This is a genomic window from Arthrobacter sp. 24S4-2 (genome assembly GCF_005280255.1).
Classification (GTDB): Bacteria; Actinomycetota; Actinomycetes; order Actinomycetales; family Micrococcaceae; genus Arthrobacter.
This window is the reverse complement of sequence record NZ_CP040018.1, coordinates 2,936,402-2,950,919: the sequence shown is the minus strand read 5'-3', so window position 1 is coordinate 2,950,919 and position 14,518 is coordinate 2,936,402. Positions and strand designations below refer to the sequence as shown.

12 protein-coding genes and 2 pseudogenes are annotated in these 14,518 nt (G+C 65.5%); 4 read left to right on the top strand and 10 right to left on the bottom strand.

Going from position 1 to position 14,518, the window contains the following annotated elements; all coding sequences use genetic code 11:
* Positions 1 to 5: 5 nt before the first annotated feature.
* A pseudogene (gene coaE, locus FCN77_RS13570) lies at positions 6 to 1,282 on the bottom strand (dephospho-CoA kinase).
* Positions 1,283 to 1,304: 22 nt separating this feature from the next.
* On the opposite strand from coaE, the gene FCN77_RS13565 reads away from it, so the two are divergent.
* From FCN77_RS13565 to FCN77_RS13555, 3 genes are all read left to right on the top strand, one after another.
* Complete coding sequence (locus FCN77_RS13565; RefSeq protein ID WP_137322690.1) at positions 1,305 to 2,003, top strand: YigZ family protein; 699 nt, start codon at positions 1,305 to 1,307, stop codon at positions 2,001 to 2,003.
* A complete protein-coding gene (locus FCN77_RS13560; RefSeq protein ID WP_217496150.1) occupies positions 1,990 to 2,247 on the top strand; it encodes a hypothetical protein in 258 nt (85 codons plus the stop codon). The genes FCN77_RS13565 and FCN77_RS13560 overlap by 14 nt, the downstream gene beginning before the upstream one ends.
* 432 nt (positions 2,248 to 2,679) lie before the next feature.
* Positions 2,680 to 3,108 (top strand): DUF1810 domain-containing protein, encoded by a 429-nt coding sequence (locus FCN77_RS13555; protein WP_137322689.1) that lies wholly within the window; start codon positions 2,680 to 2,682, stop codon positions 3,106 to 3,108.
* Between the two features lie 96 nt (positions 3,109 to 3,204).
* Here the strand turns inward: FCN77_RS13555 and rpsA are convergent, their stop codons facing one another.
* The 3 genes and pseudogenes from rpsA to polA form a co-directional block, all read right to left on the bottom strand.
* Positions 3,205 to 4,680, bottom strand: a complete 1,476-nt coding sequence (gene rpsA, locus FCN77_RS13550; RefSeq protein ID WP_137322688.1) for a 30S ribosomal protein S1 — start codon at positions 4,678 to 4,680, stop codon at positions 3,205 to 3,207.
* 252 nt (positions 4,681 to 4,932) lie between these two features.
* A complete protein-coding gene (locus FCN77_RS13545) occupies positions 4,933 to 6,222 on the bottom strand; it encodes a GNAT family N-acetyltransferase (RefSeq protein WP_137322687.1) in 1,290 nt (429 codons plus the stop codon).
* A 73-nt stretch (positions 6,223 to 6,295) separates the two neighbouring features.
* Positions 6,296 to 8,937: pseudogene (gene polA / locus FCN77_RS13540) on the bottom strand (DNA polymerase I).
* A gap of 223 nt (positions 8,938 to 9,160) precedes the next feature.
* On the opposite strand from polA, the gene FCN77_RS13535 reads away from it, so the two are divergent.
* Entirely contained in the window at positions 9,161 to 9,625 is a 465-nt protein-coding gene (locus FCN77_RS13535; protein ID WP_137322686.1) for a hotdog fold thioesterase, read from the top strand.
* 44 nt (positions 9,626 to 9,669) lie between these two features.
* On the opposite strand, the gene FCN77_RS13530 is transcribed toward FCN77_RS13535, so the two are convergent.
* From FCN77_RS13530 to FCN77_RS13505, 6 genes are all read right to left on the bottom strand, one after another.
* Positions 9,670 to 10,260: a dihydrofolate reductase family protein gene (locus FCN77_RS13530; protein ID WP_137322685.1), complete on the bottom strand. Its 591-nt coding sequence runs from the start codon at positions 10,258 to 10,260 to the stop codon at positions 9,670 to 9,672.
* Between the two features lie 13 nt (positions 10,261 to 10,273).
* A complete protein-coding gene (locus FCN77_RS13525; protein ID WP_137322684.1) occupies positions 10,274 to 11,143 on the bottom strand; it encodes a hypothetical protein in 870 nt (289 codons plus the stop codon).
* Complete coding sequence (locus FCN77_RS13520; RefSeq protein ID WP_217496149.1) at positions 11,140 to 12,129, bottom strand: hypothetical protein; 990 nt, start codon at positions 12,127 to 12,129, stop codon at positions 11,140 to 11,142. The genes FCN77_RS13525 and FCN77_RS13520 overlap by 4 nt, the downstream gene beginning before the upstream one ends.
* Positions 12,130 to 12,370: 241 nt before the next feature.
* On the bottom strand, positions 12,371 to 12,592 hold the full coding sequence (locus FCN77_RS13515) for a hypothetical protein (protein ID WP_137322682.1): 222 nt from the start codon (positions 12,590 to 12,592) through the stop codon (positions 12,371 to 12,373).
* Positions 12,589 to 13,812: an inorganic phosphate transporter gene (locus tag FCN77_RS13510; RefSeq protein WP_137322681.1), complete on the bottom strand. Its 1,224-nt coding sequence runs from the start codon at positions 13,810 to 13,812 to the stop codon at positions 12,589 to 12,591. The genes FCN77_RS13515 and FCN77_RS13510 overlap by 4 nt, the downstream gene beginning before the upstream one ends.
* 170 nt (positions 13,813 to 13,982) lie before the next feature.
* Positions 13,983 to 14,477, bottom strand: a complete 495-nt coding sequence (locus FCN77_RS13505) for an HAD domain-containing protein (RefSeq protein WP_137322680.1) — start codon at positions 14,475 to 14,477, stop codon at positions 13,983 to 13,985.
* Positions 14,478 to 14,518: the final 41 nt, after the last annotated feature.

Genomic DNA, 14,518 nt, shown 5'->3' with positions numbered 1-14,518 from the left:
TTCATTCAGCTTTGGGCAGTACCTTCCGCGGTACCTGAGGCCGCATCGGCTGCGGTACCTGCGGCCGGCGATTCCGGGTACGGCGGCGGCTGCCAGCCGGTGCGCTGCACCCAGGCCTCCATCCCGGCTGCGGCATGTTCGGTGAACCACGCCTCTTTGTCAGCTGCGTAGCCCGCCGTCGACTTGTCCACCCTGTGCAGGGCCGCGACCCGTCGCTTTTCTGCCAGATATTCGCTCCTGGCCGCGGCGTCGTCCCGCAGCCAGTCCCGGAAGCAGAGGGCAAACTGCCACCCGGGCGAACCCGCCGGCCGGACGTGCAGGTTCACCGGCCGGCCGGGATCCGCGTTCCCGTGCAGGCGCTTGGCCCAGTCGGCGGGATCCGGGTGCGACGGTTTCGGGTTGTCCGCCAGCACGCCGTGCCACAGCGGGAAACCGGCCGCGGCCAGCAGCGGCGCGATCCGGTCCGCCGTCGCCAGGTCCGCGACGGCCAGCTGGAGATCGATGATGTCTTTGGCCTCGAGCCCGGGAACCGCCGTGGACCCGATGTGGTCCACGGCAAGGATGTCGGCCGGGACCGCTGCCTGCAGGCGGCCGATCAGCCTTGCTGCCTGCGCGTCCCACGTCGGATCGGCCGGGGTAAGCACGGGCCCTCCCGTGCGCGGGGCGGTCCGTTCATGGCTGATGTTATGCGCATACGGAGCCAGGCGTTGGGTCCACAGGGCGTCCACCGAGGCCCTTAGTTCCTGTGTGGTGCCGGAGTTGTCCAGCACCACGTCCGCCGCGGCGAGGCGGGTGTCCCGGTCAGCCTGTGCCGCCATCCTGGACCCGGCCTGCTCCTCGGTCATGTTCCGGTGCTCCACCATGCGCTGCACGCGCACGTCATCCGGGGCGTCCACCACCAGCACGAGGTGGAAGTTGCTGCCCTGGCCTGTTTCGACCAGCAGCGGTATGTCCTGCACGACGACGGCGCCCAAGGGGCGGCGGCGATCATCGCGGCGGCCCGCTCCCGAACCAGGGGATGCACGATGCTGTTGAGCGCGGCGAGCTTGTCCGGGTTCCCGAATACCAGCGCGCCCAGCCGCGCCCTGTCGAGGCCGCCGTCGGCCGCCAGCATTTCCTCGCCGAAGGCCTTCACTATTTCGTGGAGGCCGGGCGTGCCCGATTTCACCACTTCGCGGGCAAGTGCGTCGGCATCAACCAGGACGGCCCCGAGCTCCCGCAACCGCGACGCAACAACTGACTTCCCCGAGGCGATCCCGCCCGTCAACCCGATCTTCAGCACCCCACCAGACTAGACTGATCCGGTGTCGGAAGAGGCGGAACCCAGGGAAAGCAGGGCAACTGCCTTCACCACCCTTGCTGCCGGGCCGGACTTCCGCCACGAGCTGGAGGTCAGGCGGTCACGGTTCATCACCGTGATCCGGCGCACCGGCGATGAGGAGAGCGCCAGGGCGCTGGTGGCCGGGCTCCGCAAGGAATTTTACGACGCCAGGCACCACTGCTCCGCGTTCGTCCTCGGTCCTGACCGCGACATACAGCGTTCCAGCGATGACGGCGAACCGTCCGGGACGGCGGGCATTCCGATGCTGGAAGCCCTGATCCGGCGGGAAACAGCCCCGGGGGTGACCGACCTGAGTGACATCAGCGCCGTCGTCGTCCGCTATTTCGGCGGCATCCTCCTGGGGGCCGGAGGACTGGTGCGCGCGTATTCGGATTCGGTGTCCTCCGCGCTGGACCTGGCGCCGTTGGTCCGGAGCAGCCGGCTGCGGATCTGCTCCATTGAGGTGCCGCATTCGGCGGCCGGCAAGCTGGAAAACGATCTCCGCTCCGCCGGTTATGTGATGGCGGAGACCGGCTACGGGGCGGACAACACCGTCCTCCGCATTGCCTTGCCGGATCACGCCGACGAGCTGGAACGGGCTGCCGAAGGGCTTGCGGCGATGACGGCAGGGACCGCCGTCCTGCGCCGTGGCGAAACGGAGTGGATCGATGTGCCTTTCTGATCGGGCCGATTGTGGCCAGACTGATTCTGAGCAGGCCGAGCCGGCGGCCATGGTGGAGCTGCGTGACGTCACCGATGACGTCCTCGAGGAACTGCTGGAAGTGGCCCTTACGGACGCCGCGCCCGACGACGTCACTCCCCGCTGGGGGAAACTGATGGCTGGAACCCGGAACGGATCGGCTGGTTCCGCGATTATCACCGCGCCGCTGCTTCCGGATTGGACGGCCCGGATCTGCCTTCGCTGACACCGGCAGGTAGGGAATCCTCATCAGCAAGCTGCTGATGCTCCACATTGGCGTTCCGGAAGGCCGAGAACCGGAGCAGCACGGCGGCCAGGAGCATGGACACGGCAGCCCACAGAGCGTCACGGGATACTGGCGCAGTTGCGGGTTCAGGGGGAATCCCGCAAGCGGGAGTACGATCGCGAACGAGTATCCGGAACCGTGCTGATCAGTGGAATGAGCGGGTCACGCGCGGCGTCCTGCACCACCGGCACATCGGCGGGTTCCCATGGCCGGAGCGGAAAAGGTGGCGCATGCAATACAGGCATTTGCAGAGCATCCATGCGTCCCACTCTAGGGGCGGCCCACGAGCGACGCCGGTTAACGCGGCCCTCGCCAGGGGGCCGGATCCGGTGGTTGGATGGAATCCATTCAACAGAGTTGAGGAGGCAGCCGGTGGAAGATCCCTTCGACCTTGAGCGGTTCGTGCTGGCCCAGGACGCCGGCGGGACATACCACCGGGCCCTGGAGGAGCTCCGCGACGGGGAGAAGCAGAGCCATTGGATGTGGTTCATCTTCCCCCAGGTCGCAGGCCTCGGACAAAGTCCTACGTCCAGGAAATACGCCATTTCGTCACTGGCGGAAGCGGAGGCCTACCTGCAACACCCCGTACTCGGACCCCGGCTTGTGGAGAGCGCCAGCGCTGTTGCCGCCCACACCGGGCTCGGTGCCGTGCGGATATTCGGCGGGACCGACGCACAAAAGCTGAGGTCATCCATGACGCTGTTTCTACGGGCCGCCCCGGGGGAACCAATCTTCCAGGAGGTCCTTGACGGCTACTTCGGTGGCAGTCCCGACCCGGCGACCGATCGGCGGCTGGGATGAACAAAAAGGTGGCCGCCCCCTTTCGGGGACGGCCACCTTCAGCGTGCTAAGCGCCTGGATCCTTGAGGGAATGCACCCTCAGGGACAACCGGGCAATTAGTTGCCGGTCAGCTTCTCGCGCAGTGCTGCAAGAGCCTCGTCCGAAGCAAGCGTGCCTGCACCGGTCTCGGTTGCAGCAGGCTCGGAGGAGTAGCTGGTGGTACCCGAGTCGCTCTCACCGGACGTTGCAGCTGCAGCGTCGTCGGCAGCGTGCTGGGCAACCTGCTTCTTGTGTGCTTCCCAGCGGGTCTGGGCGTCCGCGTACTGCTGCTCCCAGGCGGCGCGCTGGTTCTCGTAGCCTTCAAGCCACTCGTTGGACTCCGGGTCGAAGCCCTCCGGGTACTTGTAGTTACCCTCTTCGTCGTACTCAGCGGCCATGCCGTAGAGTGCCGGGTCGAATTCGGTGCTGTCGGCGTCAACGCCCTCGTTAGCCTGCTTGAGGGAGAGGGAGATGCGGCGACGCTCGAGGTCGATGTCGATGACCTTGACGAACAGCTCGTCACCAACGGAGACAACCTGCTCGGCCAGCTCAACGTGGCGGACTGCGAGCTCGGAGATGTGGACCAGGCCTTCGATGCCGTCTTCAACGCGAACGAACGCGCCGAACGGAACCAGCTTGGTGACCTTACCCGGAACAACCTGCCCGAGGGCGTGGGTGCGGGCGAAGGTCTGCCACGGATCTTCCTGCGTAGCCTTGAGCGACAGGGAAACACGCTCGCGGTCCAGGTCCACCTCGAGAACCTCGACGGTGACTTCCTGGCCAACTTCGACAACCTCGGACGGGTGGTCGATGTGCTTCCAGGACAGCTCGGAAACGTGAACCAGGCCATCGACGCCGCCCAGGTCCACGAAGGCACCGAAGTTGACGATGGAGGAAACGACGCCGGGACGGACCTGGCCCTTTTCCAGCTTGTTGAGGAACGTGGAGCGGACCTCGGACTGGGTCTGCTCGAGCCAGGCACGGCGGGACAGCACAACGTTGTTGCGGTTCTTGTCCAGCTCGATGATTTTGGCTTCGATCTTCTGACCGATGTACGGAGCAAGGTCGCGCACACGGCGCATCTCGACGAGGGATGCGGGCAGGAAGCCGCGCAGACCGATGTCGAGGATAAGACCACCCTTGACAACCTCGATGACGGTACCGGTGACGACACCGTCTTCTTCCTTGACCTTCTCGATGTCGCCCCAGGCGCGCTCGTACTGCGCGCGCTTCTTGGAGAGGATCAGGCGGCCTTCTTTGTCTTCCTTGGTGAGTACCAGGGCTTCGACGAGATCGCCAACGGTAACAACTTCCGAGGGATCAACGTCGTGCTTGATGGACAGCTCGCGGGAGGGGATGACACCTTCGGTCTTGTAACCGATGTCGAGCAGAACTTCGTCGCGGTCGACCTTGACGACGGTACCTTCGACGAGGTCTCCGTCGTTGAAGTACTTGATGGTGGCGTCGACTGCTGCGAGGAAGTCCTCAGCGGTACCGATGTCGTTAATGGCGACTACGGGGGTACCGGGCTTCTCGGTGGAGGTGATGGTCATGTAGTAGGGGCTCCGTTGTGGATAGTTAGTCGGTCAGGCGGACCGCCGCGCACGCGTATGGACGCGGGCGCGGGTGATGGCAGACCACATGGATCTGCCGGGTCATCCTGATTTTGTGGATTCTAGATACGTGCACGTAGTACACGCCCGTTTATTCTAGTCGCACCCTCCAACGCCGGTCAAAGCGGCCGGCGCGGTTACCGGCCGCTTTCACGCGGGTCGATCCACCGGACGGCTGCTCGGATTGCCGGCTCAGAAATGCGTCAGGCAGTGGGGCGCCCGCTCGACGGCGAACATGTTCCGCGCCCTGAGCGCGGCGCCGGGTGTGTGTTCCCGGATCCGTCCGGCCGCCTGCAGTGTCACGGGACACACAGCGCCGAGGTAGATGGAGCCCAGGTCCGCAACGTCCAGGGACAGGTCCGGCCTCACGTCCGGAGCAGCAGCCGAAACGCTGGCCTCGCCCCCGTTCACGTCAACGACGAAAGTACCGTCGGCGAAGCCCAGGGCGTCCGCAATGCCGAGGACCAATGTTCCGTCCGCCGCATAGCGCCGGGCTCCCAGGGCACGGACACCGTCCAGGATCCGGAGCCAGAGCATGTCCCGGTGGTCGGAGGCTTCAACGCAACGCGGGTCCGAAAGCGCCCAGACCAGCGGATCGTCCACGGGCGCGTCAGCCCAGCTGACACGCTGGATCAGGTCGATGCTGCCGAGGAACTGCCACAGCTCGAGGTACGCCGCATCGGTCGCAGCCACAAGGTCCACCACTTCCACGGTGTACGGCTTGGTGTCCCAGCCGGCGAACTTGTACGAGACGTACCCGTCCACTGTTCCGGCGGCGTCGTAGTGCAGGGCGCACTTGATGGCTTCATCCTCCTTGCCTTCACGGCCAACGGTTCCGGACACGTTCTGCCGGTACGCGTCCTGCCGGACGATGGACCCAGGGGTGTGCCGGTGCACGCGTTCGAACACTTCCGGGGCCAGCTCGAGCAGCACTTTCCGGTCCGCGATTTCCACCGTGCCCGAAGGCACGTGACGCAGGCCGAACCGGGGCCCGGTGTCCACCTTGACGCTGCGCTCAAAGGTCGCCACGCCGTAGCCGAACCGGCCGTAGATCGAACCCTCCGAAGCGGTGAGTGCCGCGATCGCCATACCGTCCGCCTTCGCCGCGGAGAGGTCTTCGGTCATCATGCGGCGCAGGAGGCCCTGCCGCCGGTGCGTCCCGCGCACCGTCACCGCCGTGACCATATGCGTCCGCAACTGGCGGCCGTAGCCGACGTTCAGGTCCTTTCGGAGGGTACCGAAGGTGGCCACCGGAACGTTCGCGGCCAAGGAGTGCGGCGCCACGTCGCCGGTCTGGTAAACGCCGGTCAGCTCACGGTCATCGGACCGGTACATGGCCATGATTTTGTCCACGAACTCGTCATTGCGGCGGGTGTCGTGGAAGCCGAAGCCCACGGCCTGAATCCAGTCGGTTCCCTGGGCGTAGCCGGGCTCGCCCTTCTCCACTGCCCTGAACCGCCGGATCTCATACTTGTCTGCCACGAACTGGTCCCCTTGAACCCGAATGAATGACGCGCGGGGCTCCCGCTAAGACGCCCCGCGCATCCTGAAAATATTAGTGGCCGGCGTCGTACCAGGTCGGACCGACGCCGATCTGGACTTCCAGCGGAACGCTGAGGTCCGCGGCGGAGCCCATCTGCTCCGTGACCAGCTTCTCCACAGCTTTCCGTTCGCCGGCGGCGACCTCAAGCACCAGTTCGTCATGGACCTGCAGGAGCATGCGGGACTTGAGGCCCTGTGCCTGCAGTTCGGCGTGAACGCCCAGCATGGCGCGCTTGATGATGTCGGCCGCAGACCCCTGGATAGGAGAGTTCAGTGCGATGCGTTCCGCGTTTTCGCGCAACTGCCGGTCCGTACTGGTGAGATCCGGCAGGTACCGGCGGCGTCCTTCAATGGTGGCTGTGTAGCCGTCGACCCGGGCCTGGTCCACCACACCGCGGAGGTAGTCACGGACCGCGCCGAACCGGTCGAAGTATTCCTTCATCAGGGTCCGGGCCTCGTCAACGGAGATCTCCAGCTGTTTGGAGAGCCCGAACGAGGTCAGGCCGTAAGCGAGGCCATAGGACATGGCCTTGACCTTGGAACGCATGGCACTCGTTACCTGGTCCGTGGGCACGTGGAAGATGTTGGAACCCACGAACCGGTGGAGGTCCTCGCCGTCCTTGTACGCCTGGATCAGGCCGGCGTCCCCGGAGAGGTGGGCCATGATCCGCATTTCGATCTGCGAGTAGTCGGCGGAAAGCAGGCACTCGTAGCCTTGGCTGACCACGAAGATGCCGCGGACGCGCCGGCCTTCCTCGCTGCGGATGGGGATGTTCTGCAGGTTCGGGTTGTTGGAGGAGATCCGGCCCGTTGCTGCGACGTTCTGCGCATAGGTGGTGTGGATCCTGCCGTCTTCCGTGACGGACTTCTTGAGCGTCTCCAGCATCTGGCGCAGCTTCGATGACTCGCGGTGCGCCATGAGCTGGACCAGGAATTCGTGCCCGGTCTTTTCCAGCAGGTTCTTGAGCGATGCGGCGTCCGTGGTGTAGCCGGACTTGATTTTCTTGGTCTTCGGCAACTGGAGTTCGTCGAAGAGGACCGTCTGGAGCTGCTTGGGCGACCCCAGATTGACCTCGTGGCCGATCGCCGCGAAGGCAAGCTCCTGGGCGTTGTCGATCACCTTGGCGAGATCCGCCAGCTGATCGTCCATGCGGGGCATGTCGATGGCGATCCCTGCGAGTTCCATGTCGGCGAGAACCCGGCTGACGGGCAGCTCGAGGGTGGTCAGCAGGTCCGCGGCCTTGCGTTCCTTCAGTTCCGATTCGAAGTATCGGCTCAGTGCCTGGACCACCGCGGCCACGCGGACCAGCTCGCCGGCAGCGGCGGCGTCGTCGCCGTCGAACGACAGCTCAAGCTGACCTGCCTTGGCGGTCTCGGGCGAGATGCTGATGTTGAGGTGGTGCTGGGCCAGCTCGGCGAGCTCGTACGTGCGGCGGTCCGGCTGGATGAGATACCCGGAGATTGAGGTGTCGTCCACCACCCCTTCCAGGCCCAGGCCACGGCTGGACAAGGCCTTGAGGGCCGCCTTGTAGCCGTGCATCACCTTCGGTGATTCCCCGTCCCGCAGCCAGTCCGCCAGGACGTTTTCGGCCGCGGCGTCCTGGGTGGCGAGGTCGATGTAGACGGCGGCGTCGTCACGGACGATGGCCAGCGCAGCGGCGTCTTCGCCGATCCTGCCGGGCACCAGGTCGACGGCGACTGCCGACCGCTTTCCCGCGCCGGCCGCCAGGAAGGCACTCAGCTCCGTTGCTCCGGAGGGGGTCACAAAATCAGGCGTGTCGATGCTCTCGCGCTCAGCGGACTCCACTTCGTCACTGCCGTAGAGGGCGAAGAGCCGGGCGCGGATGGTCTTGAATTCAAGGTCGTCGAACAGTTGCTCCAGGGCGGCCTCGTCCGGCCGCGGTTCCGCGAGTTCGTCCAGGGTTACCGGGAGGTCCAGGTCCGTGTGGAGCCTGTTCAGGCGCCGGTTGCGCTTGACGTCCTCGACGTTTTCGCGGAGGGAGTCCCCCACCTTGCCGCCGATCGCGTCGAGGTGCTCCAGAACCCCCTCCAGCCCGCCGTAAAGGTTGATCCACTTGGCAGCCGTCTTGGGGCCGACGCCGGGAACGCCGGGGAGGTTGTCCGCGGACTCCCCCACCAGCGCGGCGAGGTCCGAGTACTGGGGCGGCGTCACAAAGTACTTCTCCTGGATGGCTGCCGCATCCAGCCGGGGAATGTCGCTGACGCCCTTCCGGGGTAGAGCACAAACACGTTGTCGGTGATGAGCTGGAAGGCGTCACGGTCACCAGTCACGAGGAGCACCTCGTGACCTGCTTTTTCTCCCATGACGGAGAGTGTCGCCAGGATGTCGTCAGCTTCATAGCCCGGCATCTTGATGGTCTTGATGCCCCACGCCTGCATGACCTTGTCGATGAGATCGATCTGGCCGCTCATCTCCCGGGGCGTTTCGTTCCGGCCGCCCTTGTAGTCGCTGTACTCGGCCTTTCGATGGGTGGTTTCATCCGAGACATCGAAGGCCACGGCAATGTGGGTGGGCTTCTGTTCCTTGATCAGGTTGATGAGCATGGACGTGAAGCCATGGATCGCGTTGGTGTGCTGCCCGTTTGCGGTGGAGAACTTGTCCGCCGGCAGGGCGAAAAAGGCGCGGAACGCCATGGAGTGCCCGTCCAGGACCAGGAGGCGCGGCTGGTCCGTGATGGGAATCACGGGAGCCTCAGTGGCGGAAACCGGCTCCGCGGTACGTGTGGTTTTCGGGGCGGGCTTGGCCGCAATCGCTGATTTGGACTCAGGAGCCGGGAGAATGTCTGGTGCAGTGTCTGCCGAAAGGGGGGCAAGGGCCGGTTTGGTAGTTTCGCTCACAGGTGCCAGCCTAGTTCCCATGATGGACAATTTCACGCCCGGCCAGTTCACCGACGAACTGGCGGCCGCCGGAGTCCCGGAAGAAATGCATGAATGGCTCGGCGAGTACGGCGTTGGCGCGCTCGTGGTGAAGATGGGCATCCACTTCCTCGAAATGAGCCCGGAACGCACGGTGGCCACCATGCCGGTGGAAGGCAATACCCAGGTGGCCGGGATCCTGCATGGCGGCGCGCACGTCGTGCTCGCCGAGACGCTCGGCTCATTCGCTGCCGGGATGCACGCGGGCCGGGGACGGCAGGCGCTGGGAATCGAGGTCGGGGCCACGCATCACCGCGCTATCGCCTCCGGCACGGTAACCGGAACCTGCACGGCCATCCACTTGGGCCGAACACTCACCACTCACGAAATCGTGATGACGGATGAAAAGGGCCGCAGGCTCTCCACGGCGCGCATCACCAACCTGATCCGGGACATCGCTTCCTGACGCCGGCTCAGTGGGCTGACGCCGGCTTAGTGGCTGACGCTGGCTCAGTTGTTGGGCGGCGCGTCAGCGGACGGCGCACCCTTGGACGGCGGCTCGCCGAGCCGGTACCGCAGCTCGACGATCCCCATGCCCATGGCGTTGGACGCCACGAGTTCCAGCGGCCGGGTGGGGCCGGTCTTGATGGGCAGCACGGGCTTCCCGGCGCCGAGCAGCACCGGGATAATGGAAACGATGATTTCGTCCAGCAGGCCGGCGTCCGCGAACTGGGCCGCGAGCTCTCCCCCGCCCACCAGCCAGACGTTCTTGTCCCCTGCCTCCGCGGCGAAATCGTCCATGAACTCGCGGACCTCTCCGCGCACGAACGTGACGTCCGCCCCTGGGGGTGCCGAATGTTCGTGGTGGGTGAAGACCCAGCACGGCGTGCCAGGGTACGGCCAGTTGCCTGGTTCGTGTTCCATGAGCCAGCTGTAGGTTTCCCCGCCCATCACGATGCAGCCGACATCGGCCATGAACGCTTCGTAACTTTCCCGGCCTCCTTCGAACCCATCGAACTGGAGGAGCCATGACAGGTTGTCATCGGACGTGGCGATGAATCCGTCGAGGGACGAGGCCACGAAGTACTGGAGACGGGACATGGACCCAGCCTAGTCATTTGGACTCGGGGTTCCCATACTCCACGCGCATCCCGGGGTCGTCGTGGAGCACCACCACTTTGCCGCTCCGGAGCGTCCAGCCCTCGTTGAGCAGGAAGATACGGCCGCCACTGACCACCAGGAGGCGGAGCCCGGTGTACTGGTACACCTGGTGTTCTTCCGGGCCGCTGGCCTGCTCACGCACATTGGGCGCCGTGATTCCCAGCCGGTCCTTGCTGTAAACAACAGCAGTGGGCAGCAGCATGGACCGCTCCTCGTAGCTCACCGCCAGTCCCCGGCCCAGCGCCTGGGCGTAGTCCGACGTCCCCCAAAACAGCAGGAGGGTGACCAGGCAGAAGATCAGCGTCTTTTCGGAGCCGCGGGACAGTGCGGGAATGCCCCGCCCCGCCCCGTCCCGGGACCGGCGCCACAGGCTCAGCCCCCACGCCGCCAGGAGCACGCCTCCGGCCATGATGAAGGGGACGAAAAGCACGGTGCGTTCGGGCTGGAGAATCACCACGAGCCACATGGCGGCTGAACAGGCGACGCCGGCAATGAGGATCACCGCTGCGAGCCTGCGGATGACGGTGGTTCGGCCGCCAGCCAGCTGCCCGGCCAGGAACCTGTCCACCGCAAGCCACAGCACCGCCATGATCAGCAGCCAGACCAGCGGAATGAACAGTGACGGGATGCTCCTCAGGACGAAATCCTGCACCGTGTAGCCGAAGAGGCTCACGTCCAGCCCCATCGCTTTCGCCTGTGCGTCTGTCCTTGCCCAGCCGAAGTAGACCAGCAATGCCGTTGCCATAGTCAACGGCGGCCCGATGACCGCCAGCATGTCAACGGCGCGCTTCCAGCGGGGATCCCCTTCCTGCTCACCGCTCATGACGGCGCCTGACGCGACAGCGCGGATTCGGTCACCGTGGATCCGGTACCTGCGGATTCGGGTCCAGGGGGTTGGGAAGCAGTCGGCTCGGACGGTGGAGGCCCGGACACGGAGGGTGCGGTAGGCGTGGGGCCGGGAGCCGACGGCGTCGAGTCGTCGTAGAAGAACTCGGCCTCACCGGAAACCGGCGGCGATGCCTCCACCGTGACCTTGGCGGACCGTGCGGCAGCTGCCGGCGGGGCAAAGAACACGAACGGGCCGAACTGTGGGCCCTCAAAGGCGACCGGAAGGCCGTCGACCAGGATTTTGTCCACATTCACAAAGAACCCTTCCAGCTGCACCTGGGTACCGCCGCCGGAAGGAACCGAAGGAATTGCTTCCCCCGCGCGGGGCCCCTCGAGCACAGTGAGCCCGGTCAGCCGGCGGGGGCATTCGTCGCCCGCGCCTGCGGCGTCCACGGTCAACTGGAGTCCGGGATACGCCGTCCGGATGTCCACTGCCTGGCGCAGGGACTCCGTCACCTTGGTTTCCCAGCACCTCCCGGGCGGCAGGCCCGTGACACCTGCCAGCGAGGTCCGGGCCCGCTGCCAGTCCTGGGGTAGGTCGGTTGCCAGGGCAAGACAGGTGGCCACGGCAGCCGTCCAGACGGCAGGAAACGCCGTGTTGAGGGTGGAGTCCCGCAGGCCGGCGCAGTCACGCTTGCGCAGGAGTTCGTAGAGCGTGCCCTCCGGCGGATCGGTGGGGGCGGAGGGCCCGATGGGGACCCAGCGGATAACCGGCGCCCCCGCGACGGGCGGGCCGTCGCCGGGGCCGGGCAACGGCCCGGCCGTCGGATCTCCGTTGGCTGAAGCGGACGCCGGCGGTTCCGCAGCGGAAGTTGATGCCGCCGTCGTCGTACTTTCCGGAGATGACGGAGCGGGCGACGGCGGGGCGGCGCATCCGCCGTTGAGGGCCAGCAGGCACGCGGCTGTGGCGGCTTTTGCCATTCGGGCTGAAGCCCCGGTTTGACTGCGCATGACAGACCCACCTGCTTGCGGTTCCCGGCTCGGGACCCGGCCTGGATAGAACCCTCGGGATGGCTCCCGGCATGGTTCGGCAACTGCGCCGGACCTAACACGCTGAAACAGTGTTAACTATTCCCCCGATGGGCCATATCCGCCAGAGCAGCCCCTCCCGCTCCAGCCGTCGCCCTCCGGCGCCGGTCAGGTCAGCTACCGGGGGCGGCTGCTATTTGCTGAAGTACGGAATGATCAGGTACAGGCCGAAGAGCACAGCAAGGCCGCACAGGACGAAACAGGTGTAGGCGAGCGACTTCATCCACCGGGGCGTGGCCTGTTCGGGATCGCCGGCGATGGCGGTGAAGCGCACTCCGACGGAGTAGAGGACCACCACCGTAATTGCTGCTGCCAGGGTGGCTCCGGCAACCTGAACCAGTTCCAACCATTTCATGACAGGCCGTCCTTCTGCTTGCTGGCGTTCCGGGCACGAAGTGCCTGTGCCATGGCTTTTTTCTTCCGGAAGCGGACAGCCTGCCCGGCTTCCTCGACCTCCACAGCATTGTGGTGGCCCACATGGGATTTGCGGGATTGGACGAACATGAACATCACGGCGCCGGTGCCGGTGACGGCCGCTATGGCCACGCCCACCACGCCGGTTTTCACCAGTAGGGCAGTCAGCGCGCCGACAATCCCGGCTGCGGGAAGGGTTAGCAGCCAGCCGATGGCGATGCGCCCGGCAGTGCCCCAGCGCACCGAGGTGCCTCTCCGGCCCAGGCCCGAGCCGATCACCGATCCGGAAGCAACCTGCGTGGTGGACAGCGCGAAGCCGAGGTGTGAGGACGCCAGGATGGCCGAAGCCGTGCTGGTTTCCGCGGCGAAGCCCTGGGCGGGCTTAACATCCGTCAGGCCGGAGCCCATGGTGCGGATGATCCGCCAGCCGCCCGCGTACGTGCCGATGGCAATGGCGAGGGCACAGGCTGTAATCACCCAGAGCTGGGGGCCGGACCCCGGCTGCTGCGTGCCCGCGGCGATCAGCACCAGGGTGATGATCCCCATGGTCTTCTGCGCATCGTTGGTGCCGTGCGCCAGCGCCACCAGGCTGGACGTGAAAATCTGCCCGGTACGGAAGCCGCCGCGCTTCTGGGTCAGCTTGCTGCCGGTCTCGGGGTCGTGCCGGGACGTCAGCGCATAGGCCAGGCGGGTACAGATGTAGGCCACGCCGCCTGCGATGACCGGGGCGAAGAGCGCGGGGAGAATGACCTTCTGCATCAGCGACTCGAAATTGACCGAGTGGATGCCGATTCCTGCGATCGCCGCGCCGATCAGGCCGCCGAAGAGCGCGTGGGACGAACTCGACGGGAGGCCCTTCAGCCACGTGATCATGTTCCAGAGGATGGCGCCCATCAGGCCCGCAAAGATGATGTCCGGGGTGATCTGGATGCCGTCGGCGCCCTCCTTGATGATGCCGCCGGATACGGTCTTGGCCACTTCGGTGGACAGGAACGCACCGACCAGGTTGAGGACTGCCGCCAAGGCAACTGCCGTCTTGGGTTTGATGGCACCGGTGGCAATGGGCGTGGCCATTGCATTGGCGGTGTCATGAAATCCGTTGGTGAAGTCGAAAAAAAGTGCCAGCGCTATAACCAGCGCCACCATGAAGGTGATTTCCACCTGTTGCCCAATCTGCAGAGTCGACGGTCAGCAGTTCCACTTCCCCGTGCCCCGGCCGCACGCAGGACTGTCCCAGGTGTTTGCTGGAACTTCATGCGGTGTTTTTCGGAAGAGGCTTGAAACCCTAACGATCGTACGCGTCAACGCCTGAAGGACAAAACACCGCGGGGTCAGAGGAAAGCGCGCACGGCGTCCAGCTCGGCCCTGGACATTCCGTGCCTGGGATGCGGCGAAATCAGCAGCATCCGCGTTCCCAAAATGGAGGCCCAGGCGCTGGCCCCGGCTTCAAATTCGAGCTGGTCATCAATCCACACGGCGCGGTCAGGCGCCGATGCCTCGATGTCCTTCTGGAGTGCCTGCAATTTCCACCAGTTTTCGCCGCCGCCCAGTCCGTTACTGGCCAGGACCGGCCATTCCCGCCCTGCGAGGCCAATCGCCGGGCACAGGTATTCCGGTGCCATCTCTTCCCAGCTGGTGAGCCAGACGCATCGGAGCCCCGGGGTGCTGGATAGATCGTTGAGGGACTCGACGAGCTCGCGGGCGTACGTAACTTCCAGGAGTCCCGCGTCGGAGATCTGCCATCGGCTCCCCCAATCGGTAACGCCTGTTGCCCCGAATGGGCAGATCACGCCGTCCACATCCAGGTACAGGGAGACATTCCTCACGGTGCCGTTTCCTCCTGGTGCAGAAATCTCAGTGCTGGATT

Excerpts from the sequence above, each read along its gene's own strand:
- FCN77_RS13560 (WP_217496150.1), top strand. The coding sequence starts at position 1,990 with ATGTGCCTTTCTGATCGGGCCGATTGTGGCCAGACTGATTCTGAGCAG.
- rpsA (WP_137322688.1), bottom strand. The coding sequence starts at position 4,680 with ATGACCATCACCTCCACCGAGAAGCCCGGTACCCCCGTAGTCGCCATT.
- FCN77_RS13525 (WP_137322684.1), bottom strand. The coding sequence starts at position 11,143 with ATGAGCGGTGAGCAGGAAGGGGATCCCCGCTGGAAGCGCGCCGTTGAC.
- FCN77_RS13535 (WP_137322686.1), top strand. The coding sequence starts at position 9,161 with ATGATGGACAATTTCACGCCCGGCCAGTTCACCGACGAACTGGCGGCC.
- FCN77_RS13515 (WP_137322682.1), bottom strand. The coding sequence starts at position 12,592 with ATGAAATGGTTGGAACTGGTTCAGGTTGCCGGAGCCACCCTGGCAGCA.
- FCN77_RS13520 (WP_217496149.1), bottom strand. The coding sequence starts at position 12,129 with ATGGCAAAAGCCGCCACAGCCGCGTGCCTGCTGGCCCTCAACGGCGGA.
- FCN77_RS13530 (WP_137322685.1), bottom strand. The coding sequence starts at position 10,260 with ATGTCCCGTCTCCAGTACTTCGTGGCCTCGTCCCTCGACGGATTCATC.